General features: G+C 60.6%; 28 protein-coding genes. 12 read left to right on the top strand and 16 right to left on the bottom strand.

The window, feature by feature from the left end:
• Nucleotides 1–119: 119 nt before the first annotated feature.
• From rsd to AC1DLB_RS00910, 7 genes are all read right to left on the bottom strand, one after another.
• A complete protein-coding gene (gene rsd / locus AC1DLB_RS00880; RefSeq protein ID WP_477784490.1) occupies nt 120–590 on the bottom strand; it encodes a sigma D regulator in 471 nt (156 codons plus the stop codon).
• Nucleotides 591–768: 178 nt separating this feature from the next.
• Nucleotides 769–1,320: a disulfide bond formation protein B gene (locus AC1DLB_RS00885; RefSeq protein WP_477784491.1), complete on the bottom strand. Its 552-nt coding sequence runs from the start codon at nt 1,318–1,320 to the stop codon at nt 769–771.
• A 361-nt stretch (nt 1,321–1,681) separates the two neighbouring features.
• Complete coding sequence (locus AC1DLB_RS00890) at nt 1,682–2,920, bottom strand: heme biosynthesis protein HemY (RefSeq protein WP_111453030.1); 1,239 nt, start codon at nt 2,918–2,920, stop codon at nt 1,682–1,684.
• Entirely contained in the window at nt 2,917–4,071 is a 1,155-nt protein-coding gene (locus AC1DLB_RS00895) for a uroporphyrinogen-III C-methyltransferase (protein ID WP_111453031.1), read from the bottom strand. The genes AC1DLB_RS00890 and AC1DLB_RS00895 overlap by 4 nt, the downstream gene beginning before the upstream one ends.
• A gap of 16 nt (nt 4,072–4,087) precedes the next feature.
• Nucleotides 4,088–4,855, bottom strand: a complete 768-nt coding sequence (locus AC1DLB_RS00900; RefSeq protein WP_064621061.1) for a uroporphyrinogen-III synthase — start codon at nt 4,853–4,855, stop codon at nt 4,088–4,090.
• Complete coding sequence (hemC, locus tag AC1DLB_RS00905) at nt 4,852–5,793, bottom strand: hydroxymethylbilane synthase (RefSeq protein WP_477784492.1); 942 nt, start codon at nt 5,791–5,793, stop codon at nt 4,852–4,854. The genes AC1DLB_RS00900 and hemC overlap by 4 nt, the downstream gene beginning before the upstream one ends.
• A 136-nt stretch (nt 5,794–5,929) precedes the next feature.
• Entirely contained in the window at nt 5,930–6,676 is a 747-nt protein-coding gene (locus tag AC1DLB_RS00910; protein WP_086944358.1) for a LytR/AlgR family response regulator transcription factor, read from the bottom strand.
• Nucleotides 6,677–7,138: 462 nt separating this feature from the next.
• Here AC1DLB_RS00910 and argH point away from each other — a divergent pair, with 462 nt between their 5' ends.
• Nucleotides 7,139–8,533, top strand: coding sequence for an argininosuccinate lyase (argH, locus tag AC1DLB_RS00915; RefSeq protein ID WP_018927540.1), 1,395 nt, complete (start codon nt 7,139–7,141; stop codon nt 8,531–8,533).
• Nucleotides 8,534–8,640: 107 nt separating this feature from the next.
• Here argH and AC1DLB_RS00920 read toward each other — a convergent pair whose 3' ends face one another.
• Nucleotides 8,641–9,300: a glutathione S-transferase family protein gene (locus AC1DLB_RS00920; protein WP_018927539.1), complete on the bottom strand. Its 660-nt coding sequence runs from the start codon at nt 9,298–9,300 to the stop codon at nt 8,641–8,643.
• A gap of 125 nt (nt 9,301–9,425) precedes the next feature.
• On the opposite strand from AC1DLB_RS00920, the gene AC1DLB_RS00925 reads away from it, so the two are divergent.
• The 3 genes from AC1DLB_RS00925 to AC1DLB_RS00935 all read left to right on the top strand — a co-directional run bounded on the left by AC1DLB_RS00925 (nt 9,426) and on the right by AC1DLB_RS00935 (nt 13,186).
• A complete protein-coding gene (locus AC1DLB_RS00925; protein WP_018927538.1) occupies nt 9,426–9,710 on the top strand; it encodes a hypothetical protein in 285 nt (94 codons plus the stop codon).
• Nucleotides 9,711–9,886: 176 nt separating this feature from the next.
• Nucleotides 9,887–10,132: a TIGR02647 family protein gene (locus tag AC1DLB_RS00930; protein ID WP_007894898.1), complete on the top strand. Its 246-nt coding sequence runs from the start codon at nt 9,887–9,889 to the stop codon at nt 10,130–10,132.
• Between the two features lie 207 nt (nt 10,133–10,339).
• A complete protein-coding gene (locus AC1DLB_RS00935) occupies nt 10,340–13,186 on the top strand; it encodes a class I adenylate cyclase (protein WP_477784493.1) in 2,847 nt (948 codons plus the stop codon).
• Nucleotides 13,187–13,191: 5 nt separating this feature from the next.
• On the opposite strand, the gene rnk is transcribed toward AC1DLB_RS00935, so the two are convergent.
• From rnk to cyaY, 3 genes are all read right to left on the bottom strand, one after another.
• The gene (gene rnk / locus AC1DLB_RS00940) at nt 13,192–13,602 is read right to left on the bottom strand and encodes a nucleoside diphosphate kinase regulator (RefSeq protein ID WP_007941285.1); all 411 of its coding nucleotides are present in this window, start codon (nt 13,600–13,602) and stop codon (nt 13,192–13,194) included.
• 275 nt (nt 13,603–13,877) lie between these two features.
• The gene (locus AC1DLB_RS00945; protein WP_081625749.1) at nt 13,878–14,096 is read right to left on the bottom strand and encodes a DUF1289 domain-containing protein; all 219 of its coding nucleotides are present in this window, start codon (nt 14,094–14,096) and stop codon (nt 13,878–13,880) included.
• A 4-nt stretch (nt 14,097–14,100) separates the two neighbouring features.
• Nucleotides 14,101–14,433: an iron donor protein CyaY gene (gene cyaY / locus AC1DLB_RS00950; protein WP_018927535.1), complete on the bottom strand. Its 333-nt coding sequence runs from the start codon at nt 14,431–14,433 to the stop codon at nt 14,101–14,103.
• Between the two features lie 238 nt (nt 14,434–14,671).
• Between cyaY and lptM the strand changes: the two genes are divergently transcribed.
• Genes lptM through AC1DLB_RS00980 form a run of 6 tightly spaced genes read left to right on the top strand, consistent with a single transcriptional unit; the run spans nt 14,672 to nt 19,282 of the window.
• A complete protein-coding gene (lptM, locus tag AC1DLB_RS00955; RefSeq protein WP_477784494.1) occupies nt 14,672–14,845 on the top strand; it encodes an LPS translocon maturation chaperone LptM in 174 nt (57 codons plus the stop codon).
• 9 nt (nt 14,846–14,854) lie between these two features.
• Entirely contained in the window at nt 14,855–16,102 is a 1,248-nt protein-coding gene (gene lysA, locus AC1DLB_RS00960) for a diaminopimelate decarboxylase (RefSeq protein WP_018927534.1), read from the top strand.
• A gap of 4 nt (nt 16,103–16,106) precedes the next feature.
• Nucleotides 16,107–16,937, top strand: coding sequence for a diaminopimelate epimerase (gene dapF, locus AC1DLB_RS00965; protein ID WP_477784495.1), 831 nt, complete (start codon nt 16,107–16,109; stop codon nt 16,935–16,937).
• A 13-nt stretch (nt 16,938–16,950) separates the two neighbouring features.
• On the top strand, nt 16,951–17,676 hold the full coding sequence (locus AC1DLB_RS00970; protein ID WP_007941280.1) for a DUF484 family protein: 726 nt from the start codon (nt 16,951–16,953) through the stop codon (nt 17,674–17,676).
• Between the two features lie 2 nt (nt 17,677–17,678).
• Nucleotides 17,679–18,578: a tyrosine recombinase XerC gene (gene xerC / locus AC1DLB_RS00975; RefSeq protein WP_018927532.1), complete on the top strand. Its 900-nt coding sequence runs from the start codon at nt 17,679–17,681 to the stop codon at nt 18,576–18,578.
• Nucleotides 18,575–19,282, top strand: coding sequence for an HAD family hydrolase (locus tag AC1DLB_RS00980; RefSeq protein ID WP_477743594.1), 708 nt, complete (start codon nt 18,575–18,577; stop codon nt 19,280–19,282). Before xerC ends, AC1DLB_RS00980 begins: the two co-directional genes overlap by 4 nt.
• Nucleotides 19,283–19,363: 81 nt before the next feature.
• On the opposite strand, the gene sutA is transcribed toward AC1DLB_RS00980, so the two are convergent.
• The 4 genes from sutA to glnK form a co-directional block, all read right to left on the bottom strand.
• Nucleotides 19,364–19,687: a transcriptional regulator SutA gene (gene sutA, locus AC1DLB_RS00985; RefSeq protein WP_018927530.1), complete on the bottom strand. Its 324-nt coding sequence runs from the start codon at nt 19,685–19,687 to the stop codon at nt 19,364–19,366.
• Nucleotides 19,688–19,789: 102 nt separating this feature from the next.
• Nucleotides 19,790–20,215 (bottom strand): secondary thiamine-phosphate synthase enzyme YjbQ, encoded by a 426-nt coding sequence (locus tag AC1DLB_RS00990; RefSeq protein WP_477743593.1) that lies wholly within the window; start codon nt 20,213–20,215, stop codon nt 19,790–19,792.
• Between the two features lie 212 nt (nt 20,216–20,427).
• Entirely contained in the window at nt 20,428–21,765 is a 1,338-nt protein-coding gene (locus AC1DLB_RS00995; RefSeq protein WP_018927528.1) for an ammonium transporter, read from the bottom strand.
• 35 nt (nt 21,766–21,800) lie between these two features.
• Nucleotides 21,801–22,139, bottom strand: coding sequence for a P-II family nitrogen regulator (glnK, locus tag AC1DLB_RS01000; protein ID WP_002555808.1), 339 nt, complete (start codon nt 22,137–22,139; stop codon nt 21,801–21,803).
• A 416-nt stretch (nt 22,140–22,555) separates the two neighbouring features.
• On the opposite strand from glnK, the gene AC1DLB_RS01005 reads away from it, so the two are divergent.
• Nucleotides 22,556–22,816 carry an accessory factor UbiK family protein gene (locus tag AC1DLB_RS01005; RefSeq protein WP_008007559.1) on the top strand — a complete coding sequence of 87 codons (261 nt, stop codon included), beginning with the start codon at nt 22,556–22,558 and terminating at the stop codon, nt 22,814–22,816.
• Nucleotides 22,817–23,049: 233 nt separating this feature from the next.
• Here AC1DLB_RS01005 and AC1DLB_RS01010 read toward each other — a convergent pair whose 3' ends face one another.
• Nucleotides 23,050–23,313, bottom strand: a complete 264-nt coding sequence (locus tag AC1DLB_RS01010; protein WP_018927527.1) for a HigA family addiction module antitoxin — start codon at nt 23,311–23,313, stop codon at nt 23,050–23,052.
• A gap of 340 nt (nt 23,314–23,653) precedes the next feature.
• Between AC1DLB_RS01010 and AC1DLB_RS01015 the strand changes: the two genes are divergently transcribed.
• The coding region (locus tag AC1DLB_RS01015) for a YifB family Mg chelatase-like AAA ATPase (RefSeq protein ID WP_477784496.1) at nt 23,654–24,552 on the top strand (899 nt) is incomplete at its 3' end.

Genomic DNA, 24,552 nt, shown 5'->3' on the forward strand with positions numbered 1-24,552 from the left:
GATCGCGCCGTTCACGCCGCTGGTATTCGAAGTCGAATTGCGTGGTGCTACAAGCTGAATGCCGGAAACGAAAAACGGTGCGCATTGCGCACCGTTTTCAGTGTCTAGCCGGGAAAGGTTCAGGCCTGAACCGAACTCTCTTCCTTGTGGGCGGTGTGCAGCACTTCGATCAGGCAATCTTCCAGTTCGAAGCGTTCACGCAGTTGGCTGCCCAKCTTTTCCAGCGCTTCGGCGAAACGCTCGGTGTCGTTGCAGTCACCCTTGTGACAATGATCATTGAACGACAGCGCCATCTCGGTGCTCACGTCGATACGCGGGTTGATCTGCTCCGCCAGTTCAAGGCCGCCATCGTCGCCAAAGGCCTTGGCCTCATTGACCAGATGCTCACTCACTTCGAAGTGCCAGGCAGAAACGTAATCGACAAGAATCTCGCAGAACCGACCGTTCAAGGACTTGTCGGCGAAAGCCGGTTTGGCATTTCGCAAGTCGTGGAACGACTTTACCAACTCTTCACGCTCTTGTAGCCAGCGGTCAATGAGCTTATGAACCCCACCCCAGCGTTCCTGAGCATTCTGACAACTATCTAACATGGCGATCTCTCTTCCCTAATGGGTCATGCCGTTCTACGCCTGACCAAGACTCGGCACATCCGGTCTTGGTCAGGCAGAACAGCAACGAGCAACATAATTCCAATGATACGTGCGGGCCAGATTATGCCCGCGCGCCTATGGCTTCAAGGTACGCAGGAGATAAAGTTCATACAAGTGTTTAATCGCCCGTCAATACCCGGTGCGACGACTCGCCGCTGAGCGGTCGCTGACAGGCGATCCAGACAAGGCGCAGCAATTGATACCCGCCCAGAATCATCATCGCAAYGAAGAACAACAGGCTCCATTCCGGGATACTCAGGTCGAACAGCGTCCAGGAAATTTCCGCGCAGTCGTCGGTTCCCTTGAACAACCGTTGCAAGGCACACAACCAGGGCGTACTGGCAAACAGATCAGTCAGGTTGGGCGAGCATGCCGAGAGCTGATGCACCGGATCACTCTGCAACACAACCTGCCGCCACGCCGTGACGGTACCCGCCACACTGCATAGCAGACCCAGTAACCAATACAGGAATGATCCGAAGCGACCAGGCCCCTGCACCGAAGCCATCAGGCAGACACCCGTGAGCAGCGCCAGGCAAACCCGTTGCAACAGGCACAACCCGCAAGGCTTGAGGCCGACCGCATATTCCAGGTAATAGGAAACGCCCAAGGCCAGGGCACCTGCAATGAAAACCATGAAAAACAAKGAGCGTGAGCAGGCCAAAGACATGGCTTTTCCGTAACTGTAGAGACAAGCGGTTACGGTAGAGGAAAGCGCAGCAGCCTTTCAAGGCAGGCCAGCACGGACACTTCACCAGAAGTGTAGGGAATTCCCGACAGAGTCGAGAGGATAAGATGTAGTCCGCTGTAGGACTTTGCCAGACCAGGACCACAACTCAAAAACAGTGGCAGACTCGGAGCGGTTGGATTGCCCTGACGAACGACTCCCCCTGTAGCAGCTGGCGCAGCCGGCGTTCGGCTGCGCAGCAGTCGTAATCGGTTTAACACGACTCACCTGATCCGACTGCGGCGCCTGATTTACGACTGCTGCGCAGCCGAACGCAGCCTTCGGCAGCGGCTACAGGCCGGCATCAAGCATGAGCCGGCACCGGCAGCGGAGCCGACAGCAAGCGCTCGTCCAGCAGGCCCAAGCCCTCCTGGAACAACTGATTACTGCGTTCAGTGTCACCCAATTGCGCCAGCAACCGCGCCAGTTCGGCGCAGGCTTCAGGATTACGCTGTACACGCAGACTGTTTTCCAGATAATCCCGGGCCTTGCCCCACAGACTGCTTTGCAGACACAAACGGCCCAACGTCAGCAACAGGCTCGGGTCGGCCGGATGATCCTTGAGCCAACCTTCAGCGGTGTGCAGCTGTCTGGCCGGATCGCTACCGCGAACCAGACCGTACAGGCGTGCCAGATGACTGTCGTATTTGCGCTTGAGAGCTGTACGCAGAACCTCTTCGGCCTCGACCTGCGCTCCCAGTTGCCGCAGTTGCTCGGCATAGGCGAGCACCAGTTGCGGTTCCTGCCGCTGAGCGGCGGTGAGCTGCTGCCAGGCACGAGCGAGCGATTGCAAACCGACCGTTCCGTCCTCTTCCCGGTGCGCCGCCAACGAAAGATTCTTACCCCAGGCGCGTTGCTCCAGTTCAGCCAGCTCGGCCGGCGGCAGCACCTTGTCCTTGCGTAACTCCGGCAGCAAGCGAATCACTGCCGACCAGTCGCCCCGCTGCTGATGCAGGCGTTGCAACTGGCGCAGGGTCTGGACGTTATGAGGATGACGCTCGTGCATGGCCTGCAGGGTGACCAGGGCGCCGTCGGTGTCGCCGCGGTCGGTCTGCAATTGGGCATGACTCAAGGCAATCGCCAGCTCGGCCTGGGGCTGTCGCTCCAAAGCGCGCTCCAGCAAGTTATCGCTTTCCTGGTAGAGACCTTGTTCGTTCGCGGCGCGGGCAGCACCCAAGTAGTAGAGCAGTGGCTGACGCTCGGCTTCTGCCGCGCGATACAGGTGACGCTGAGCACTGGCCCAGCGGCCCTCGGCCAAATCCAGCTGGCCGTGCTCGATCGCCACTTGCACCCGTCGACTGCGATTGCGCCGCGACCATGGGTTGACCACCCCACCGGAAGTCGTCACCAGTTCGACCAGCGCCTTGATGCCCCAGAACACCAGCCACAGCACGGCCACCAAGGCCAGGGTTGCCCACAGGCTCGATTCGTAACGGAAGCTCTTGTAGGCGATCAGCACGTAGCCGGAATGCTCGGCAATCGCCAGCCCCAACGCGGCGGCGGCAGCGATGACCACGAACACGATCACATAGAGACGCTTCATGGTGTGGCCTCCTGCGCAGTGCTCGCGGCAGGTTTGCCAAGAGGTTTCACTGAGTCCTCGGCGTTGACGTTGCGTCGCTCAAGGTAAGCCTGGACGGCGCTCAACGTGCCTGTCAGATCCGGCGTGACCACCGTGACTGGCTGTTTGCTCAACTCGGCCACCTGCTCCAGCATGATCTTGCTCTGAGGGTTGTCCGGATTGAAGTTACCCTTGAGCACGTCCCGCGCCTCGGTCAGCGCCTGAGTGTAAACCGCAGCCTGACCGTTGAGCGCGGCCCACTGCGCCTGTTCCAGCGCCAGGCTCAAGGCCAGACGCACCTGGCTCAGGCTCTGCCCTGCCAGCAATGGACGGACATTCTTGTCGGCGTTGAAATCGATTCGGATGTAACGCGAGATCTGATCCCACCATTGCGCCCAGCGACTGGCGCCGTCGCCATCGGCCGTCAGGCCCAGCAGGGATTCGCCACGGTCCTTGTACTCGGGCGCCAGTTCGGTGAGGCTGATCACTTGATCGCGCAAGGCACCCAGTCGCAGGAACAACCCGGTGCGATCCGGCTGTTCGGTACTGCGCAGGGCCACCAGGGTTTTGGCCACTTGCTCGCGAGCGGCAAAAGCCCCCGGGTCATTCTGTTCACGGAGTATCTCATCGGCCCCCTGCACCAGGGCCTGGGCGCTGCTGATGTCCTGCAACGCCGACAGACGCAGGCTGGCCAGTCGCAGCAAATGCTCAGCCTCGGCCAGACGCCAATCCTTGCGGCTGGCACCGAGGACGGTTTCCAGGCGTTGATTCAAACGCTGTTGATCGCCCTGAAGTTGAGTGACCAAGCGACTGCGCGCATCGAGCTCTTCGGCCGCAGGCATTTGTTCGAGGCGAGCGGTCAGACGCTGCTCGTTGAGCTTCAGGCTCTGCGCCTGATCGTTCAACGCCTGTACCTGACTCAACTGTTGCAGGTTATCGGCTTGCAGGTGACGCACCTGCCAGACTCCCCAACCGCCCACGGCAACACCGGCAGCGCCCAACAGCAGCGCGACGATTGCCAGCCCATTGCCTCGGCGCGGCTCAGTAGCAGGTGGCCCGGTTACAACCGGTGCTTCTGCCGGCGCATCGAGCACCGGCTGGACGTCATCTTTAGGCAAGGCTGTTTTGCTCACGTATCCATCCTTTGCATTAGAAAACGGGTACGGGGTGCTCCCGTAACGCCGTCAGCAAGGCCGCGGCACTGGCGCCACGACAATCCACAACTGTTTGGGCCCCGGCGGCGCGTGCCAGCTCGGCGACCCTGGGGCTTGGAACAAACAACGGCAACCGCGCCATGATCGGCCAGGCATCGCCAGCCAATCGGTGCAGGTGCTCAAAACCCTGTCCACTGCTGACCACCAGCCCGTTCAAGCGTTCCGCCTCGATCCGCTCAGGCAACGCTGCCGGTGGGTACTGCGGTAAGCCGCGTCGGTACAACTCCAGATACTCGACACTAGCACCAAGCTCGCGCAAACGCTCAGCCAGCAACTCGCGCCCACCCTCCCCACGCACGATCAACACCCGAGGATCGGGACGGGCGATAGCCTCGCGCAATCGTGGAAGTTCAAGCAAGGCTTCGCTGTCATCACCGTCGGCCGGGAAACTCACATCCAGCCCGTTAGCCTCGAGGATCTGCGCCGTTGCCGCGCCGACGCTGAACCACGTCAGAACCGGCGGYTGCGGCCAATGCTGGTGGAGCAGCTCGACAGCGATTCTGGCGGCCGGCTTGCTGACCACGATCACCGCGCAATAGTGATCCAGGTCCTGAATCACTGCGCACATTGTGGCAGAGGCCGGCATCGGCTCGATGTCCAAAAGCGGCAAGCTGCTACTGAAAACCCCCGCGTCAGCCAACACGCAGGCAAGCGCCGCCGATTCATCCGCAGGGCGCGTCAGCAGCAGGCGCCAGCCAGTCACTCGTGCCCAGCCTCGCCGTAGACTGCTTTGAGAATGGCGTCGGCGCCCTGACTCAGCAGGTCTTCGGCCACTTGCACGCCCAGGGCCTCGGCCTTGCTGCGTGGCGCTCGGGCCTCGGCGCAGAGCAGCAGGCCGCCGTTCGGATCGCCCACCAAGCCACGCAACCAGACCTGCTCGCCTTCAAGCACGGCGTAGCAAGCGATCGGCACCTGGCAGCCGCCATTCAGATGTTTGTTGAGGGCACGTTCAGCGGTCACGCGGATGGCCGTATCCTGATGATGCAGCGGTGCGAGCAGTGCATGAATCTCAGTGTCGACGCTACGGCACTCGATACCGACCGCGCCCTGGCCTCCGGCTGGCAGGCTGTCATCGACACTGATGGCCGAGGTGATGCGGTGTTCGAAGCCCAGACGAATCAACCCCGCCGCGGCGAGGATGATGGCGTCGTATTCGCCGGCATCGARCTTGGCCAGGCGCGTGTTGACGTTGCCACGCAGGAAGCGGATTTCCAGATCCGGGCGACGGGTCAGCAACTGAGCCTGGCGGCGCAGGCTGGAGGTGCCGACGATGCTGCCTGGTGGCAACTCATCTAGGCTGGCGAAGGTATTGGAGACAAATGCATCGCGCGGGTCTTCGCGCTCGCAGATGCAGAACAGACCGAGGCCTTCGGGGAAGTCCATCGGCACGTCCTTCATGGAGTGCACGGCGATGTCGGCTTCGTTTTCCAGCAGCGCGGTTTCCAGCTCCTTGACGAACAGGCCCTTGCCGCCGATTTTCGACAGGGGCGAATCGAGCAGCTTGTCGCCGCGACTGACCATGGGCACCAGTGTCACGAGCAGGCCCGGATGGGCCTGTTCCAGACGAGCCTTGACGTATTCGGCCTGCCACAGGGCGAGAGCACTTTTGCGGGTGGCGATGCGGATTTCGCGAGAGGACATGGATCAATCCGTACTGAATAGATACKGCGGATAATAACAGCTCAGCCAAATCCACTTTGACTTGTATCAGAAACTGCATGGCCTCCCTGGCCCTCAAGGCCCTAAAACAGGGTAGAAATCCGCCCTGAATGGCGGATTAAAGCTGCTGCATCATTTTGCGCACGCCGGCCACATGGCGTCGGCTGACGATCAGGGCGTCGCCGTTCAGGCCTTTGAGAAACAGCTGGAAATGCCCCAGGGGGGTGCGTTGCAGCCGTTCAATGCGTTCGCGGGCGACCAGTGCATTGCGGTGGATCCGCACGAAACGGTCGCCAAATTCGTCTTCGAGGGCCTTGAGTGGCTCATCCAGCAGCACCTCGCCACCTTCATGGCGCAAGGTCACGTACTTGTGGTCGGCAATAAAGTAGACCACCTGGCCCAACGGGATCAGTTCAATACCTTTACGGGTGCGGGCGCTGATATGGCTGCGTGGGCCGCTGCCGGTTTCGGCGGCGGGACGAGTCAAGGCGGCGAGCTGGATGCGATTGGGGCGTTCGGCTTTTTTCAATGCTTCATGTAACTGTTCTGTGCGCACTGGCTTCACCAGATAGCCCACGGCGCTGGCCTGTAGGGCTTCCACGGCAAATTCATCGGGCCCTGTGCAAAACACCACGGCGGGCGGGGTTTCGCGTTCGCACAATCGTGCCGCCACTTGCAGGCCATCGAGGCCCGGCATGCGAATATCGAGCAGTACGATATCCGGCTTGTGGCTGTCGATCAGTGCCAACGCCTCTTCGCCATTCGTGGCGCTGGGCTCCAGGACGTTGTATCCCTCGAGTTCGCCGACCATTCGGCTCAGGCGCTCGCGGGCCAGGGGTTCGTCATCAACGATCAGGACATTCATATTGCGCTGGATTCCTGCGTGAGTCTCGCACAAAGATAGCGTAGACAGGTGAAGTGACGTCCGTCACCGCGATCCACGCTAAGACTAGCGCGAGGGCCAAAAAGTGCCGCAAGACCGGCGGCTAAATTTTCATCTGCCGGGTGACTGACGGCCCAGGCCCGCGTTGGCGAGGCATCGCCATAAGGTTTGCTGATACACAATATGAACACCCCTCTTCTCTCTATAGTCAGCTGCAGCATCGAGAAGTGCGCTGATCCTACTGTCCAACTGTAGACGGTTGCCGCGACGATATTGCTCAAATGAGAAATATCGTTGCGCAATTTGCGCATCGCTGGCTTCGAGTATGGATCGCCCCATGAGAAAAAAACGTATCGACCAGTGTCAGCGACAGGATTGGCAACCCTGTTATTATCCGCGTCAGCGTTCCACGCCATCTTTCTTCAAGCCGATACGAGCGAATTCATGAGCACTGACAAGACCAATCAGTCCTGGGGCGGCCGCTTCAGTGAACCCGTCGACGCCTTCGTTGCCCGCTTCACCGCCTCCGTCACCTTCGACCAGCGCCTGTATCGCCACGACATCATGGGCTCGATCGCCCACGCCACGATGCTGGCCAAGGTCGGCGTGCTGACCGATGCCGAGCGCGACAGCATCATCGATGGCCTGAAGACCATCCAGGGTGAAATCGAGGCCGGCCAGTTCGACTGGCGCATCGACCTCGAAGACGTGCACATGAACATCGAGGCGCGCCTGACCGACCGCATCGGCGTGACCGGTAAAAAGCTGCACACCGGCCGTAGCCGCAACGACCAGGTCGCCACCGACATTCGTCTGTGGCTGCGTGACGAGATCGACCTGATCCTGGCCGAGATCACCCGCCTGCAAAAAGGCTTGCTGGAGCAGGCCGAGCGCGAAGCCGGCAGCATCATGCCAGGCTTCACCCACCTGCAAACCGCGCAGCCGGTGACTTTCGGGCACCACATGCTGGCCTGGTTCGAAATGCTCAGCCGCGACTACGAGCGCCTGGTGGACTGCCGCAAGCGTACCAACCGCATGCCGCTGGGCAGTGCTGCGCTGGCTGGCACCACTTACCCGATCGACCGCGAGTACACCGCGAAGTTGCTGGGCTTCGACGCTGTTGGCGGCAACTCCCTGGACAACGTGTCCGATCGCGACTTCGCCATCGAGTTCTGCTCGGCCGCGAGCATCGCGATGATGCACTTGTCGCGGTTCTCCGAAGAGCTCGTGCTGTGGACCAGTGCACAGTTCCAGTTCATCGATCTGCCGGACCGTTTCTGCACCGGTAGCTCGATCATGCCGCAAAAGAAAAACCCGGACGTGCCGGAGCTGGTTCGCGGCAAGACTGGCCGGGTATTTGGCGCGCTGATGGGCCTGCTGACCCTGATGAAAGGCCAGCCCCTGGCCTACAACAAGGACAACCAGGAAGACAAGGAACCGCTGTTCGACGCCGCCGATACCCTGCGCGACTCGCTGCGAGCCTTCGCCGACATGATCCCGGCGATCAAGCCCAAGCACGCGATGATGCGCGAAGCGGCCCTGCGCGGTTTCTCGACCGCCACCGACCTGGCCGACTACCTGGTACGTCGCGGCTTGCCGTTCCGTGATTGCCACGAGATCGTTGGCCACGCGGTGAAGTACGGCGTAGACAGCGGCAAGGACCTGGCGGAAATGAGCCTGGAAGAACTGCGCAAGTTCAGCGACCAGATCGAGCAGGACGTGTTTGCCGTGCTGACCCTGGAAGGTTCGGTGAATGCCCGTGACCATATCGGCGGAACCGCGCCGGCACAGGTCAGGGCTGCCGTGGCTCGCGGTCAGGCACTACTCGCCAGCCGTTAAAAGCTTCGCGGGCAAGTCGGATCGCCGCACCGCTCGCGCCTACAGGGGACCGTACCCCTCAGGCGCGAGACTTGCCCGCAAAGGCATTCTCAAGATCGTTACACAATCTATTTCTTCGACGCGATCATCTCCAGAAACGCGGGCATTGCTGCGCCCTTGTCTGCCGCAATTCGCTGCACGTTCGGATTCTGCCCCAGACGCTCCAGCAGCGCCCTGGCCGCCGGCATCTCAGCCAGCAGATCAATATCGAACAGCTTCTGCGCCACGGCACAAGCCATCGGCACGCTGTACAGGAAATACAAATCCGCAATGCTGAGACGGTCGCCCGCCACGTAAGGGGCGAACTTGCCGTGCCGGCCCAGTGAGGCGAACCCCAGCAGCAACTCGGCCTTGGTCTTGTCCTTGATCGCTTCCGGCACTGACATGCCGAAAAACGCTTCGGGGTAGCAGGCGCGCGCCGGCAGTTCGATGTACAACTCGATTTCCTTGGCCAAAGCCAGCGCCTGCGCTCGCTCGAAGGGCTCGCTCGGCAGCAGCGGTGTGCCTTTCTGGCTCTGCTCGAGATACTCGAGAATTATGCTGGTTTCGTTGACGAAACCTTGCTCGACGCCCAGTACCGGAACCTTGCCGCGCGGGCTGATGGCCAGCGCCTCGGGGCTGGTGCCTGGGTAAAACGGTACTTCCTCAAACGGCAGTCCCTTCTCCAGCAACGCCAGCTTGACCATGTTGTAGTAGTTGCTGACGCAAAATCCATAAAGCTTGAGCATTACATAGCCTCCAGGCCGTGCAGGGGGTTGGCAGCGCCAGTTATAGAACGCCCAGGCACTTCTTGCCAGCAGCATCACAATGCTGAATGCAGGTAAACTGGCCGCCTTTCCTTGAGGAGCCTGCCATGAGCGAGCCAAACGACATCGACAACGACGAAGAAGAATTCGCCGAAACGACGCTGATCGAAGCAATCGAAAACCAGATCGAAAGCGACAACCCGCCAGCGGCCAAGGCAACCTTCAACAAGCTGACCCTGGTGGGTTACGAGCGTGAAGAAATCCTCAACCTGATGGCCCATGTGCTGGCCTACGAGATCGACGCCATGCTCGATGAGGACCGTGCATTCGACACCGAATGGTATGAAACGGCGCTGCGCGCACTGCCAGAGTTGCCGCCGGAAAAGCAATAACCCCGCCCCCCTGTAGGAGCGCGCTCGCTCCTACAGAAACCACCCCCGCTGTCCGTACCACCTTCCGAGGAATGCCTCTGGGGGAGAAAAACCCTGTTGCCAGCACTGGACATGCCTCACCGACGGGTTCACCTTAGGGACGCTATCGTCTAATTCCTAGAAAGTCTGGAGTCCTTATGTCGCTTACCCCTGAGTTGGTTGCCGAACTGGAAATCCTCGCACTCTTCAACCTGGACAGTTCCCAGGAAGGTTTGAAAATTCATCAGACCGCTGCCCCGAAAGCCATTGCCGCCGCACAAAGACTGTTCGACAAAGAATTGATCACCCAGCCCGATGGCGGTTATCTGACCAGCCTGGGGCGTGACGCCGCACAAAACGTGCAAACCGTTCTCACCATTCTGTCCGTGCGGGAAACAGCCTGAGCATCACTGCGTAGCCCACGGAAAGCTCTGTCACGGGATTTCCGCGGGCACACTTGATGACTGGCCCTGTTACCTGCCGTCGCCAAACGATAGAAATCTGACGCCAGGAAAACAAAATCAGCTTAAAAGTCCCGGGGCCGAGGCGCTAAACTGCCCCTCACCCTGAGCCCTCCTGCGTCCGAGCCCCGCGAGCCGGATTGAGCTGACATGACCCGCACCCATGAAATCCGCCCCGATCTGGACGAGGGAATCGATCGCAAGGTTCTCAGCCAGCTGCGCGCCCGTTTCCTGAAGCTCAACGAGGGTCGCATGGCCCGTGCGATGGAAGGGTTGTCGACCCGCCAGCAAACGGTGCTGACCCTGCTGCCGCTGTTTTTCCACGTCAATCATCCGCTATTGCCGGGTTACGTTTCGGGTAGCACCCCGGYCGGCCTGTCGAATTACGAACCCGATACCAACACCCTCGCCGAAGCCCAACGCCTGACCCGCTCGTTTTCCTACAAACCGCGCCACGGCAGCAATCCGCCGCGCCCCATTCACGGCCTGTTCCTGATGGGCAGCCTCGGCACTCTGGCCCAGGCCGATCAGAGCGACATGGACGTGTGGGTCTGTCATGGGCCGGACCTGAGCGAAAGCGAGCTCGCTGAACTGCGCAAGAAATGCCAGTTGCTGGAAGTCTGGGCCGCCAGCCAGGGCGCCGAGGCGCACTTTTTCCTGATCGACCCGGCCCGCTTCGTGCTCGGCGAGCGCGATACGCAGTTGAGCTCGGAAGACTGTGGCACCACCCAGCACTATCTGCTGCTGGACGAGTTCTATCGAACCGCGATCTGGCTGGCCGGACGCACCCCCATCTGGTGGCTGGTGCCGGTCTACGAAGAGGCTGCGTACGACCGTTACACCCACACGCTGCTTTCCAAACGCTTCATCCGTGCCGACGAAACCCTGGACCTGGGGCATCTGGCGTACATCCCTCCCGGGGAGTTCATCGGGGCCGGGCTCTGGCAGCTGTTCAAAGGCATCGAATCGCCCTACAAATCAGTGCTCAAACTGCTGCTGACCGAGGTCTACGCCAGTGAACACCCGAAAGTCCACTGCCTGAGCCTGCGTTTCAAACAGGCGGTGTTTGCCAATCGACTGGACCTCGATGAACTGGACCCGTACATGGTGGTTTACCGGCGCATCGAGGAATACCTCACGGCTCGGGGCGAACCGGAGCGGCTCGAACTGGTACGTCGTGCGCTGTACCTGAAGGTCAATCGCAAGCTCACCGGCAGCAGCGGTCGCACCCAGAGCTGGCAGCGTTCGCTGCTCGAACGTCTGGCCCACGAATGGCATTGGGATCAGCGTCAGTTGGCGTTGCTCGACAGCCGCAGCCAGTGGAAAGTCCGCCAGGTCAGCGCCGAGCGCCGTGCCTTGGTCGGCGAACTGAATTACAGCTACCGCTTCCTGACACAGTTTGCCCGTAACGAGCAGACCGTCAGCCTGATCAACAAGCGCGACCTCAATGTGCTGGGCCGGCGGTTGTACGCGGCCTTCGAGCGCAAGGCCGACAAGGTCGAATGCATCAACCCGGGCATCGCCCCCGATCTGGCCGAAGACACCCTGACGCTGGTGCAAGCCCCGAACAAGAGAGAGCCGGGGCAAACCCAATGGGGTTTGTACAACGGCAGCCTGACCGCTCACGAGTGGGAGCATTTTGCGCCGATCAAGCGCAGCCGCCAGTTACTCGAGCTGCTCACCTGGTGCCACCGTAACGGCGTGATCGACAGCAGCACCCGCCTGGCCCTGCACCCCGGCACCAGCGACTTGAGCGAATTCGAACTGTTCAACCTGCTCGGCAGCCTGCAACAAAGCATCGCCCTGCCTCTGACTACCGTCGCCGAAGAGCCTTTGCTGCGCGCCAGCGTGCCGAGCGAAATACTGATTCTGGTGAACGTCGGCGTTGATCCGCTCAAGCACCATCGCGACATGAACATCTTGATGACCACCGAGCGCACCGACTCCCTGAGCTACGCCGGCGTGCGGGAAAATCTGGTGCTGACCCTGGATCAGGTCACGCTAAACAGCTGGAACGAGGTGCTGGTCAGCCGCTTTGACGGTCCCCATGCCCTGCTCGACTGCCTGCGCGATTACCTCAACAACCTGCCGGACGGGCCACAGCAGCCCAAGCTGCGGGTACGTTGCTTCTGCCACAACCGCGCGCAATTCATAGCCCGACGAGTCGAAGAAGTTCTCGATACCGCGCAAAACCTGCTGCTGAGCAAACTCAATCATCGCTACCTGATTCAGGTCCAGCAGCATTACCACGTGCTGGAGCTGGTGCCCGGCCAGGTCAATCACGTTGCCCTCGCCACGCTGCCGGCGCTGTTTGACTACCTTGGCGAAGAGCTGGCCAGCTACAGCCCGCTGCATCTGGACCCGATGGCACTGGAAGACCACGACCTGGCGCTGATCCTGCCCATGGGGCAACCCGACTGCGTTCAGGTGTTCTACCGGATCAACGAACACCAGGCCGATCTGTACGTACTGGATGAGTTCAATGCCTTGTGGCAACAACGCTTGCCCTATCACGACGAACAAAGCCTGCTGGTGCCGCTGCAACGTTTCCTGCAATCGATCCAGTACCGGCGCGACGCCTTGCTACCGATGGACGCCGCCCAGCCGCTGAGCCTGGAGACTTTGTATTACCAGTTATTGCCTTCAGGCTCCGCACGGGCGCGTCGGGTCGAAGCCCGACCGGCGCCGCAAACCCCGGTCAACAAACCGTTCTATGACGTGCAGGCGATCGTCGGCAAAGCCGCACCAGGACAGGTGCAAGTAACGCTGTATTGCAATCAGCGGGAATTTTCAGAGCTGGAACATGGCGACCAACTGTTCAGCGTGGTCGCCCGGGAAATCGTCGAGCAGCGCCGCGAGACCGAACGCTATCGCTGCTACATCACCGACCTGGACCTGTCGGGCCTGCTCGGTGATGGTCAGAGTTCAAGCAATCTGTATTTGCGCTACAAGGCCGACCTGGAGCGCGCATTGAACGAGGCGCTCGAGCAGGTCTGAGGGGTTCATTCCGGGAACGCGCCGCCATTGGCAGGCTGCGATTCAACTTCCAGCAGGGTCAGTTTGAGGGTCTTGCCACCCGGTGCCGGCCAGTCGATGTGCTGGCCAACCTTCAGGCCGAGCAACGCACTGCCCACCGGCGCCAGAATGGAAATCCTGCCTTCGTCGGCGTTGGCATCCTTGGGGTAGACCAGGGTCAGGTGGTAGTCCTTGCCACTGCTTTCTTCGCGGCAATGCACTTTAGAATTCATGGTCACGACATCGGCCGGCACCTCTTCGTGACCGACCAGGGTATCGGCGCGATCCAGTTCGGTTTGCAGCGCGATAACGCCCGGCAGCGAGTCATCCAGGCTGTCGATCAGGCGCTCCAGACGTTGCACGTCCAGACGGGTAAGGGTGATGGAAGGTGCGGTCATGATCAGGGCAGACTCCTTTCTTCTGCACGAAAAAAGCAAAACCCCGCCAGAAAAAGGCGGGGTTTTCACGAGCCTCGATGGGTTGAGGCGTATCTGGACACTATCACAGCTCAATAAATAAACAAGCCGGGGGCGACCACGGCCCAGCGCTGACCATTGTGGCGAGGGAGCGATGTAGCGAGGGGGCTTGCCCCCGTTGGGTCGCGAAGCGGCCCCAAAAAGCTTACGACTGCTGCGCAGCCGAACGGGGGCAAGCCCCCTCGCCACAAAAGCCCTTAAGCCAAGATCTTGCGTTGTACAGCCTGCGCACAAATCACCCGCCGCCGCTCATCATCGGCCGAGCGCCATTCGCGGATATCTTCGACATGCCGAAAACACCCCAGGCAAACCTTCTGCTCATCCAGCCGGCACACACCGCTGCACGGCGAAGGCACTGCCGGGCTGACGTTGCTATAGAGCGGCTTGGGCGGGCGAACGGGCGCAGGCTGGGTCACGATCTCACAGACCTTCGAAATCGAGTTCGACGTCGGCTTGCTGCTTGACGATGCGCTCGAGCATCTCACCCAGTTGCTCGTCGCTCTTGTCACACATCCAGCGCTTGCTCTCTTCGTCATAGTCGAAGTGGAAACCGCCGGACACCGCCGCCAACCACAATTGCCGCAACGGCTCCTGGCGACTGAAGATCAACTGGCTGCCGTTTTCAAACTTGACGGTGAGCACACCGGCCGAGCTCTCCAGATCGATATCCAGGTCACTCTCATCGAAAATATCCTCCAGCGTCTGCTGGGTGGCATCGACCAGGTCGTGAAAACGGGCTTCAGTCAAACTCATTACGGGAACCTCAAAAAGTGTCTACTCACGCTCAAGCGCCGCAAGATACGGGCGAGCCCCGATGATTGCAAAGAATAACCACCAAGGACGAGGTGCGGTACGAAATATCCCTGCGCAACGCAAGACAAGTTACTGCGCCACAGTCAAAGGCCCGCCGGACGGGAGCCGCGTCACATAGGCAAGCTGCCGGGTGGCCGGTATACTCCGGCGCAATTAACGCATTTTCAAGGATTTCGCCATGAAGCGCCTGATCTCTTCCCTTGCTGCGCTCGTCGCGGTTGCCTGCCTGGTATCGGCCTGTGGTCAAAAAGGCCCGCTGTACCTGCCCGATGACAGCCAGGATCCTGCAGAGCAGGYCAAGTCGTCGCAACAGTCTCCGTCGAAAGCACACAAACACGACGTCTACCAATAAGGGAACGCCATGGACGCTTTTAACTACCGTGACGGTGAGCTGTTCGCGGAAGGTGTTGCCCTGTCCGCCATCGCCGAACGCTTTGGTACACCGACCTACGTCTACTCCCGTGCCCACATCGAAGCCCAGTACCTGGCTTACGCCGATGCGCTGGCCGGCACGTCTCACCTGGTCTGCTTTGCGGTCAAGGCCAACTCCAACCTGGGTGTACTGAATGTCCTGGCCCGTTTGGGCGCCGGTTTCGACATCGTTTCCCGTGGCGAGCTGGAGCGTGTACTGGCCGCTGGCGGCAGCCCCGAAAAGATCGTGTTCTCCGGTGTCGGCAAGACCCGTGACGACATGCGTCGCGCCCTGGAAGTCGGCGTGCACTGCTTCAACGTCGAATCCACCGACGAGCTCGAGCGTCTGCAAGTAGTCGCCGCCGAGCTGGGCGTTCGCGCGCCGATCTCGCTGCGCGTCAACCCGGACGTCGATGCCGGCACGCACCCGTACATTTCCACCGGTCTCAAAGAAAACAAGTTCGGCATCGCCATCGCCGACGCCGAAGACGTGTACGTCCGCGCCGCGCAACTGCCTAACCTGGAAGTGGTCGGCGTCGATTGCCACATCGGCTCGCAACTGACCACCCTGCCGCCCTTCATCGATGCCCTCGACCGCCTGCTGGGCCTGGTCGACCGCCTCGGCGATTGCGGCATCTACCTGCGCCACATCGATCTGGGTGGCGGTCTGGGCGTGCGTTATCGCGATGAAGAGCCGCCATTGGCCGCCGACTACATCAAGGCCGTGCGCGAACGTCTCGACGGTCGTGACCTGGCGCTGGTGTTCGAGCCAGGCCGCTTCATCGTTGCCAACGCCGGCGTGCTGCTGACCCAGGTCGAGTACCTCAAGCACACCGAACACAAAGACTTCGCCATCGTCGATGCGGCCATGAACGACCTGATCCGCCCGGCGCTGTACCAGGCCTGGATGGACGTTACCGCCGTGCGCCCTCGCGATACCGCCGCGCGTGCCTACGACATCGTCGGCCCGATCTGCGAAACCGGCGACTTCCTGGCCAAGGATCGTCAACTGGCGCTGGAAGAAGGCGACCTGCTGGCCGTGCATTCGGCCGGTGCCTACGGGTTTGTCATGAGTTCCAACTACAACACTCGCGGCCGCGCCGCTGAAGTGTTGGTGGACGGTGATCAGGCAATCGAAGTGCGTCGCCGCGAGACGGTAGCCGAGTTGTTTGCTGGCGAAAGCCTGCTGCCGGAGTAACCCCATGCTGCTGCGTTTTACCAAGATGCACGGCCTGGGCAATGACTTCATGGTTCTCGACCTGGTCAGCCAGCACGCGCACATTCTGCCCAAGCATGCCAAGCAATGGGGCGATCGGCACACCGGCATCGGGTTCGACCAGTTGCTGATCGTCGAGGCGCCCAGCAACCCGGACGTGGATTTCCGCTATCGGATCTTCAACGCCGACGGCTCCGAAGTGGAACAGTGCGGTAACGGCGCTCGATGCTTCGCCCGCTTCGTGCTCGACAAGCGCCTGACCGCCAAGCGGCAGATTCGCGTCGAGACCAAAAGCGGCATCATCGAACTGGACATCCGCAACGATGGCCAGATCAGCGYCAACATGGGCGCCCCGCGCCTGGTGCCGGCCGAGATTCCGTTCGAAGCCCCAAGCCAGGCCCTGAGCTATCAGGTCGACGTCGACGGCACCATGGTCGAACTGGCTGCGGTGTCCATGGGCAACCCCCATGCCGTGTTGCGGGTCAACGACATCAACAAAGCACCGGTGCATGAACTGGGGCCGAAAATCGAACATCACCCGCGCTTTCCGGCGCGGGTCAATGTCGGTTTTCTCCAGGTCATCGACCGGAACCGCGCGCAGTTGCGCGTCTGGGAACGCGGGGCCGGGGAAACCCAGGCCTGCGGAACCGGCGCTTGTGCTGCCGCGGTGGCCGCGATCAGCCAGGGGTGGATGGATTCGCCGCTATTGATCGACCTGCCCGGCGGGCGCCTGTCCATTGAATGGGCAGGCCCTGGCCAACCGGTCATGATGACCGGCCCGGCAGTACGCGTATACGAAGGACAAGTGCGTCTTTGAGTGAGCGAAATCCATGACCGACAAGCCCCAGGTTCCCGCCCTACAGCCCGACGAATCCCCTTCCGAAAGCCTTGAGGCGGCGGCGATTGCCGCGTACCTGGAGGCTCATCCGGATTTCTTCATCGAGCATGAAGAACTGCTCCCGGCCCTGCGCATTCCGCACCAGCGCGGCGACACCATTTCGCTGGTCGAACGCCAGATGACAATTCTGCGCGATCGCAACATCGAGTTGCGTCATCGTCTCTCGCACTTGATGGACGTGGCCCGCGACAACGATCGCCTGTTCGACAAGACCCGCCGTCTGATTCTCACGTTGATGGACGCGACCAGCCTGGAAGACGTGGTGATCGGCGTCGAAGACAGCCTGCGCCAGGACTTTCAGGTGCCCTTCGTCAGCCTGATCCTGCTGGGCGACAACCCGATGCCGGTAGGCCGCTGGGTCACCCACGCCGACGCACAAACGGCCATCGGCGGCCTGCTCTCGGAAGACAAGAGCGTCTGCGGCAGCCTGCGTGAGCATGAACTGGACTTCCTGTTCGGCGAAGAACAGCGCAAGCAGATCGGCTCCACCGCCGTCGTCGCCATCAGCCACCAGGGCATCCACGGTGTTCTGGCCATCGCCAGCCGCGATCCGCAGCACTACAAGAGTTCGGTGGGCACATTGTTCCTCAGCTACATCGCCGAAGTCATGGGTCGCGTACTGCCACGGGTCAACAACTCCCTGCGCTCGGTACGCTGATCGTGGAACGGCAACTGGACGCTTACTGCGAACACCTGCGCAGTGAGCGGCAAGTGTCGCCGCATACGCTGTACGCCTACCGCCGCGACCTCGACAAAGTGCTTGGCTGGTGCGTCAAACAGAACATCGGCAGCTGGGCCGCACTGGATATCCAGCGGCTGCGCAGCCTGATCGCCCGCTTGCATGCACAAGGCCAATCGTCCCGCAGCCTGGCACGGCTACTGTCGGCGGTGCGCGGGCTCTATCATTATCTGAACCGCGAAGGCCTGTGCGACCACGATCCGGCCAACGGCCTGGCACCGCCCAAAGGCGAGCGTCGTCTGCCGAAAACCCTCGACACCGACCGTGCGCTGCAACTGCTGGAAGGCGCGGTGGAGGATGATTTTCTGGCCCGTCGGGATCAGGCGATTCTGGAGTTGTTCTACTCCTCCGGCTTGCGGCTTTCGGAGCTGACCGGGCTCAACCTCGATCAGCTGGACCTGGCTGACGGCATGGTCCAGGTCCTCGGTAAAGGCAGCAAGACCCGGCTGTTGCCAGTGGGTAAAAAGGCTCGCGAAGCACTGGAACTGTGGCTGCCGTTGCGGGCCATGACCAACCCGGCGGACGACGCAGTGTTTGTCAGCCAACAAGGTCGGCGCCTCGGTCCTCGGGCGATTCAGGTGCGGGTCAAGGCCGCCGGCGAGCGCGAGCTGGGGCAGAACCTGCACCCGCACATGTTGCGACACTCTTTCGCCAGCCATTTGCTGGAGTCCTCTCAGGACTTGCGCGCCGTGCAAGAGCTACTCGGCCACTCAGACATCAAGACCACCCAAATCTACACCCATCTGGACTTCCAGCACCTGGCGACGGTCTACGACAGCGCCCATCCACGGGCCAAACGCATTAAAGGCGATGATTCATGACCATCCAACTGATCACCTTCGACCTCGACGACACCCTGTGGGACACCGCCCCGGTAATCGCCACCGCCGAAGCCATATTGCGTGAATGGCTGACCGAGCATGCGCCGAACCTGGGCGCGGTGCCGGTGGAGCATTTGTGGTCGATTCGCGAGCGGGTGTTGAGCAACGAGCCGAACCTCAAGCACCGAATCAGTGCGCTGCGTCGGCGGGTGCTTTTTCATGCTCTGGAAGAGGCTGGTTACGACCATGGTCAAGCCTCAGACCTGGCTGATCAAAGTTTTGAAGTGTTTCTGCATGCCCGGCATCAATTGGAAGTTTTCCCCGAAGTCGAGCCGACGCTGGAGACACTCGCCAAGCACTACGCCCTCGGTGTAGTGACCAACGGCAACGCCGATGTGCGCCGACTGGGCCTGGCGGATTACTTCAGGTTTGCCCTGTGCGCCGAAGACATCGGCATCGCCAAACCGGATGCGCGACTGTTTCATGAAGCGTTGCAACGGGGCGGCGCGACCGCCGAAACCGCGGTGCATATCGGCGATCATCCTGGCGATGACATTGCCGGAGCACAGCAGGCGGGGTTGCGAGCGATCTGGTTTAACCCGGCGGGCAAAGTGTGGGAAGCCGAGAAGGCGCCGGATGCCGAGATTCGCAGTTTGACCGAGTTGCCTGCACTGCTCGCCCGCTGGAACTCAGTCGATATTTGAGGTGCTGCGATCTTTTGATTTTCACCCATGAAAAAGCCCGCAGCGACGGCGGGCTTTTTTCAGCAAGCAGGAAGCAGGCGCTTAGATAGGCCGGCTGCCGTACTTGTTATCAGGCTTCTTGGGAGGATCGGCGACCACATTGGCCTCCACTTCCTGCACCTTGCCGCCCCGTGCCAGAAACTCTTCCATGGCCTTGGCCAGGGCATCGCGTTCCTTGTTCTTGGCTTCAACGCTCGGCAGCTCATCGACCGATACCGCTGCCTTGGCTTTGCCTTTGGCAGTCGGAACGGGCACATCACCGCCGTCGTCTTCAGCGACGTCTTCAGCCGCCGCTTCCAGGCCTTCTTCGGTTTCGTCGTCGTCGCCTACTTCGAGGTCGTCGTTTTCCAGATCATCGTCGCTCATGTTCTACCTCATGACTTGCGAAAAGCAGATTAGTTATAGCCCAGCTTTGCCTTCTGTCGAAGGCCGCCGGAAAAAATTCAACCACCGCTGGTGACCAGCGGTTTATTCCCCTTCACCGTGCACGGTGGCGAGGACTTTACGGGCACCGCCATAATCACGGTGCTCGCCCAGATAAACGCCTTGCCAGGTTCCCAACGCCAGTCGGCCTGCCGAGATCGGCAAACTGAGCTGACAGCCAAGTACGCTGGCCTTGAAGTGCGCCGGGAGGTCGTCCTGGCCTTCGTCGTTATGCTCATAGTCGTCCGTTCCTTGTGGGATCAGACGATTGAAAAATCGTTCGAAGTCGCGACGTACCGCCGGATCGGCGTTCTCGTTGATGGTCAACGACGCCGAGGTATGCTGTAGCCACAAATGCAACAGACCGACCCGACACGCCTTGAGTTCAGGCAAGCCGGCGAGTAACTCGTCCGTTACCAGATGAAAGCCCCGGGGCCGTGCCCGCAGGGTAATCAGAGTCTGTTGCCACATACAGTTCTCCGCACGTTCGGGGCGCATTCTAGCGCGCTCTGGGAAAAAACAAAGGCCCTAATATTCCTTCAATCGTGTAAGCCATTGGCCGCAGAAAAACACCCGTTGTAAACGCCCCTGAACGTGTATGAAAAAACCTTTCAGCCTTTCCTTCACTGACAAAATCAAGACAAAAAAATACCCGGCAAGCCGGGCATTTTTTATAGGCGTGCTTACAAGTTGTAGCCGCGTTCGTTGTGCAGCGCCAGATCGATGCCGACTGCTTCTTCTTCCTCGGTGATGCGCAGACCCATGACAGCGTCCAGCACCTTGAGGATGATGAAGGTGACGATCGCGGTGTAGATCACCGTGAAGCCCACGCCTTTGCACTGAATCCAGACTTGAGCCGCGATGTCGGTGACGGTGCCGAAACCACCCAGGGACGGTGCAGCGAACACACCCGTCAGGATCGCGCCGAGGATACCGCCGATACCGTGCACGCCAAAAGCGTCGAGGGAGTCGTCGTAACCCATTTTGCGTTTCAGAGTCGTGGCGCAGAAGAAGCACACCACGCCTGCTGCCAGACCGATGATCATCGAGCCCATCGGGCCAACGGTACCCGCCGCCGGAGTGATCGCAACCAGACCGGCCACCACGCCCGAAGCGATACCCAGTGCGCTCGGTTTACCGTGGGTCAGCCACTCGGCAAACATCCAGCCCAAGGCTGCGGCGGCGGTAGCGATCTGAGTAACCAGCATGGCCATACCGGCAGTGCCGTTGGCTGCGGCAGCGGAACCGGCGTTGAAACCGAACCAGCCAACCCAGAGCATCGCGGCACCCATCAGGGTATAGCCGAGGTTGTGCGGAGCCATCGGGGTGGTTGGGAAGCCTTTACGCTTGCCCAGTACCAGACAGGCGATCAGCCCGGCCACACCGGCGTTGATGTGCACCACGGTGCCGCCTGCGAAGTCGAGCACGCCCCAGTCGCCCAAAAGCGAACCCGGACCGCTCCAGACCATGTGCGCAATCGGCGCGTAAACCAGGGTGAACCAGATCCCCATGAACACCAGCATTGCGGAGAACTTCATCCGCTCGGCGAAAGCACCGACGATCAGCGCGGGGGTGATGATGGCGAAGGTCATCTGATAGGTGACAAACACCGCCTCGGGAAACAGCGCCGCGGGGCCGGTAATACTGGCAGGCGTGATGCCGGCGAGGAATGCCTTGGCGAAGCTGCCGACAAACGAATTGAGGTTGACGACGTTAGCTTCCATACCCGTTGTGTCAAACGCCATGCTGTAGCCGTAAAGGAACCACAGGATGGTGACCAGGCCGGTAATGGCGAAGCATTGCATCATCAACGAAAGAACGTTTTTGGAACGAACCATGCCGCCGTAGAACAGCGCGAGGCCGGGGATGGTCATGAACAGCACAAGGGCTGTCGAGGTCATCATCCAGGCGGTATCGCCGGAATTGAGGACTGGAGGCGCCACCGGATCTGCCGCCATGGCCAGGCCAGGCATTACGATGGACAACAGGGCTCCTAGCCCTGCGAATTTACGCAGAGTCATTTTGTTTTCTCCTGGGGCGTTGGGTTTGTGGCGGCTTAGATTGCGTCGGTATCGGTTTCGCCGGTACGGATGCGAATCGCCTGTTCCAGATTGACCACGAAGATCTTGCCGTCACCGATCTTGCCGGTGTTGGCGGCCTTGGTTATCGCCTCGATAACCCGGTCCAGATCCTTGTCGTCAATGGCGACATCGATCTTCACCTTAGGCAGAAAATCGACCACGTACTCCGCGCCGCGATACAGCTCGGTGTGACCCTTCTGCCGACCGAAGCCTTTGACCTCAGTAACGGTAATGCCCTGCACGCCGATCTCGGACAGCGACTCGCGCACGTCGTCCAGTTTGAACGGCTTGATGATGGCAGTGACTAGCTTCATGAAAACTCTCTCCCGAATTGGTGGACTTGCCCCAGGAAAACAAACCCGACTCAAGTCTAAGCGCAGTGCCTGGCTTTGTAACGCATCGTCGGCTTTACCTGCCCGTCCGACGCCAGCTAACCACTCCGCACGAAACTTCCCCCGTTCCGCTTGGCGCACTGCATTCGTCACAGCGACTGCATCAGTGCATGGGTCATCAGCGACTAAGCAGAAAGCTTGCCATCTATCCAAAAGCCATTGATTTCAAGCCCTTGGCCGCTAACGCAGGCCTCTCCAGCCGATTGACGCCACGGTTACGCACAACAACAGTGCGTGGCTCTCCACTCGCATGCGCGAAAAGCGTGCATCCCAGCCTTCGAGATTGACTATAGACACTGCGTGGTACACTGCCCGCCATTGTTGACAGGACATTTCCCATGCTCGCGCCCAAAGACTTCCTCGACGCCCTGAGCGGCACCGCCTCCCGCCTCTTCAGCGGCGACACCCCACTGCCGAAAAGCGAAATCGAAAGCCAGTTCAAGGCCCTGCTGCAAAGCGGCTTCAGCAAACTGGATCTGGTAAGCCGTGAAGAATTCGACAGCCAGATGGTCGTGCTCGCACGGACACGCGCCCGGTTGGAGAGCCTTGAAGCGAAAGTGGCGGAGCTGGAAGCGAAGCTCAATCCACCCACCGAATAACCCCGCCGGTTCCCATGGCAATGGGATCTACTGTGGGGGCGAGCCTGCTCGCGATTAGAGTCACCACGGTGTTCCAGCCGCCCCGCGCTGGAACAACCACCCCGTAGGAGCTGCCGAAGGCTGCGATCTTTTGATCTTAAGCCCCGCGAACATCCCGGCAACTTCCTCCGCCGCCGTCCGCTCAATGCCTCTTGGTGGAAGCGTGCTTCGCGGGTGATGCAAGCACCCGAAGCTCAACCACGCTCGATTTCGGCCCTGCGCTGATCGTAGGTCGATTGCAGGTTTAGCCAGAGTTCGGGCGTGGTGTTCAGGTAAATGGAAAGCCTCTCGGCAAGATCAGGGCCTACATCGCTCTCCTGCATCACAAGGGCACTCACCTCATCTCCAACCTCATTCAACGAGCTAGCCAAACCAGCCGCCGTAATGCCCATTGGCTCAAGAAACTCCTTTTCAAGGATTTCGCCAGGATGAATCGGCCGCATTCCAGAATTGCTCATCTCCCCTCCTGAGGGCTTGATCAACTGTGATCATAAGCAGCCACCCCGATCCGACAAGAGCGTCCGAGCTCTTTCACCGAAGTCCTTCATCTATCCAGGCCCGGTCCTACAAAAAAACTAGCTCCTCAGTTGATTACGCCCAAATACCAGCCGCGACGTAACCTGTGTAGCAGCTGCCGAAGGCTGGTACAGATTGCGTTACGACTTAACTGACTGGAATCAGCTCGCCCAGCAACATCCTGCGAAAGTTTGGTTACTCCGCCACAACGCTAAATCATCTGCCCACGACTACCCTTCAAAAACCCGCAGGAAGCGGCCCCCGTCAGCTCAAGGAACGACCATGTCCCTATCCATCGTCCACAGCCGCGCCCAAGTCGGCGTGGATGCGCCCGCCGTCACCGTCGAAGTGCATCTGGCTAACGGCTTGCCGTCGCTGACCATGGTCGGGCTGCCCGAGGCGGCGGTGAAGGAAAGCAAGGACCGGGTACGCAGCGCGATCATCAATTCCGGCCTGCAATTTCCGGCACGGCGCATCACCTTGAATCTCGCCCCTGCCGATTTGCCGAAGGATGGCGGGCGGTTCGATCTGGCGATTGCCTTGGGGATTCTGTCGGCCAGCGTGCAGGTGCCGACGTTGACGCTGGATGACGTGGAGTGCCTGGGAGAGCTGGCGCTGTCGGGMGCGGTGCGTGCGGTTCGCGGGGTGTTGCCGGCGGCGCTGGCGGCGCGCAAGGCCGGGCGCACGCTGGTAGTCCCGCGAGCGAACGCTGAAGAAGCCTGCCTGGCGTCGGGGTTGAAGGTGATTGCGGTGGATCATCTGCTTCAAGCGGTCGCGCATTTCAATGGTCACACGCCCATCGAACCCTACGCTTCCAACGGTTTGCTCTACGCCAGCAAACCCTATCCCGACTTGAATGAAGTTCAGGGACAACTGGCGGCCAAGCGAGCCTTGCTGATTGCAGCGGCGGGGGCTCATAACCTGCTGTTCAGCGGTCCGCCGGGGACAGGAAAAACGTTGTTGGCGAGTCGTCTGCCGGGGCTGTTACCGCCATTGGCCGAGAGCGAAGCACTGGAAGTCGCGGCGATTCAATCGGTCGCCAGTTGTGTGCCTCTGAGTCATTGGCCGCAGCGCCCCTTCCGACAACCCCACCACTCCGCCTCAGGCCCGGCACTGGTGGGTGGCGGCTCGAAACCGCAACCCGGCGAAATCACCCTCGCCCACCATGGCGTGTTGTTCCT

Source organism: Pseudomonas sp. 05N434 (assembly GCF_056396965.1).

What these genes read in the sequence shown, in the direction of transcription:
- glnK (WP_002555808.1), bottom strand. Translation starts at nt 22,139, where the DNA reads ATGAAGCTAGTCACTGCCATCATCAAGCCGTTCAAACTGGACGACGTG.
- AC1DLB_RS00980 (WP_477743594.1), top strand. Translation starts at nt 18,575, where the DNA reads ATGACCATCCAACTGATCACCTTCGACCTCGACGACACCCTGTGGGAC.
- AC1DLB_RS01005 (WP_008007559.1), top strand. Translation starts at nt 22,556, where the DNA reads ATGCTCGCGCCCAAAGACTTCCTCGACGCCCTGAGCGGCACCGCCTCC.
- AC1DLB_RS00995 (WP_018927528.1), bottom strand. Translation starts at nt 21,765, where the DNA reads ATGACTCTGCGTAAATTCGCAGGGCTAGGAGCCCTGTTGTCCATCGTA.
- AC1DLB_RS00920 (WP_018927539.1), bottom strand. Translation starts at nt 9,300, where the DNA reads ATGCTCAAGCTTTATGGATTTTGCGTCAGCAACTACTACAACATGGTC.
- AC1DLB_RS00925 (WP_018927538.1), top strand. Translation starts at nt 9,426, where the DNA reads ATGAGCGAGCCAAACGACATCGACAACGACGAAGAAGAATTCGCCGAA.
- AC1DLB_RS00990 (WP_477743593.1), bottom strand. Translation starts at nt 20,215, where the DNA reads ATGTGGCAACAGACTCTGATTACCCTGCGGGCACGGCCCCGGGGCTTT.
- AC1DLB_RS00890 (WP_111453030.1), bottom strand. Translation starts at nt 2,920, where the DNA reads ATGAAGCGTCTCTATGTGATCGTGTTCGTGGTCATCGCTGCCGCCGCC.
- AC1DLB_RS00970 (WP_007941280.1), top strand. Translation starts at nt 16,951, where the DNA reads ATGACCGACAAGCCCCAGGTTCCCGCCCTACAGCCCGACGAATCCCCT.
- sutA (WP_018927530.1), bottom strand. Translation starts at nt 19,687, where the DNA reads ATGAGCGACGATGATCTGGAAAACGACGACCTCGAAGTAGGCGACGAC.
- cyaY (WP_018927535.1), bottom strand. Translation starts at nt 14,433, where the DNA reads ATGAGTTTGACTGAAGCCCGTTTTCACGACCTGGTCGATGCCACCCAG.
- lysA (WP_018927534.1), top strand. Translation starts at nt 14,855, where the DNA reads ATGGACGCTTTTAACTACCGTGACGGTGAGCTGTTCGCGGAAGGTGTT.
- AC1DLB_RS01010 (WP_018927527.1), bottom strand. Translation starts at nt 23,313, where the DNA reads ATGAGCAATTCTGGAATGCGGCCGATTCATCCTGGCGAAATCCTTGAA.
- AC1DLB_RS00910 (WP_086944358.1), bottom strand. Translation starts at nt 6,676, where the DNA reads ATGAATGTCCTGATCGTTGATGACGAACCCCTGGCCCGCGAGCGCCTG.
- rnk (WP_007941285.1), bottom strand. Translation starts at nt 13,602, where the DNA reads ATGACCGCACCTTCCATCACCCTTACCCGTCTGGACGTGCAACGTCTG.
- argH (WP_018927540.1), top strand. Translation starts at nt 7,139, where the DNA reads ATGAGCACTGACAAGACCAATCAGTCCTGGGGCGGCCGCTTCAGTGAA.
- AC1DLB_RS00930 (WP_007894898.1), top strand. Translation starts at nt 9,887, where the DNA reads ATGTCGCTTACCCCTGAGTTGGTTGCCGAACTGGAAATCCTCGCACTC.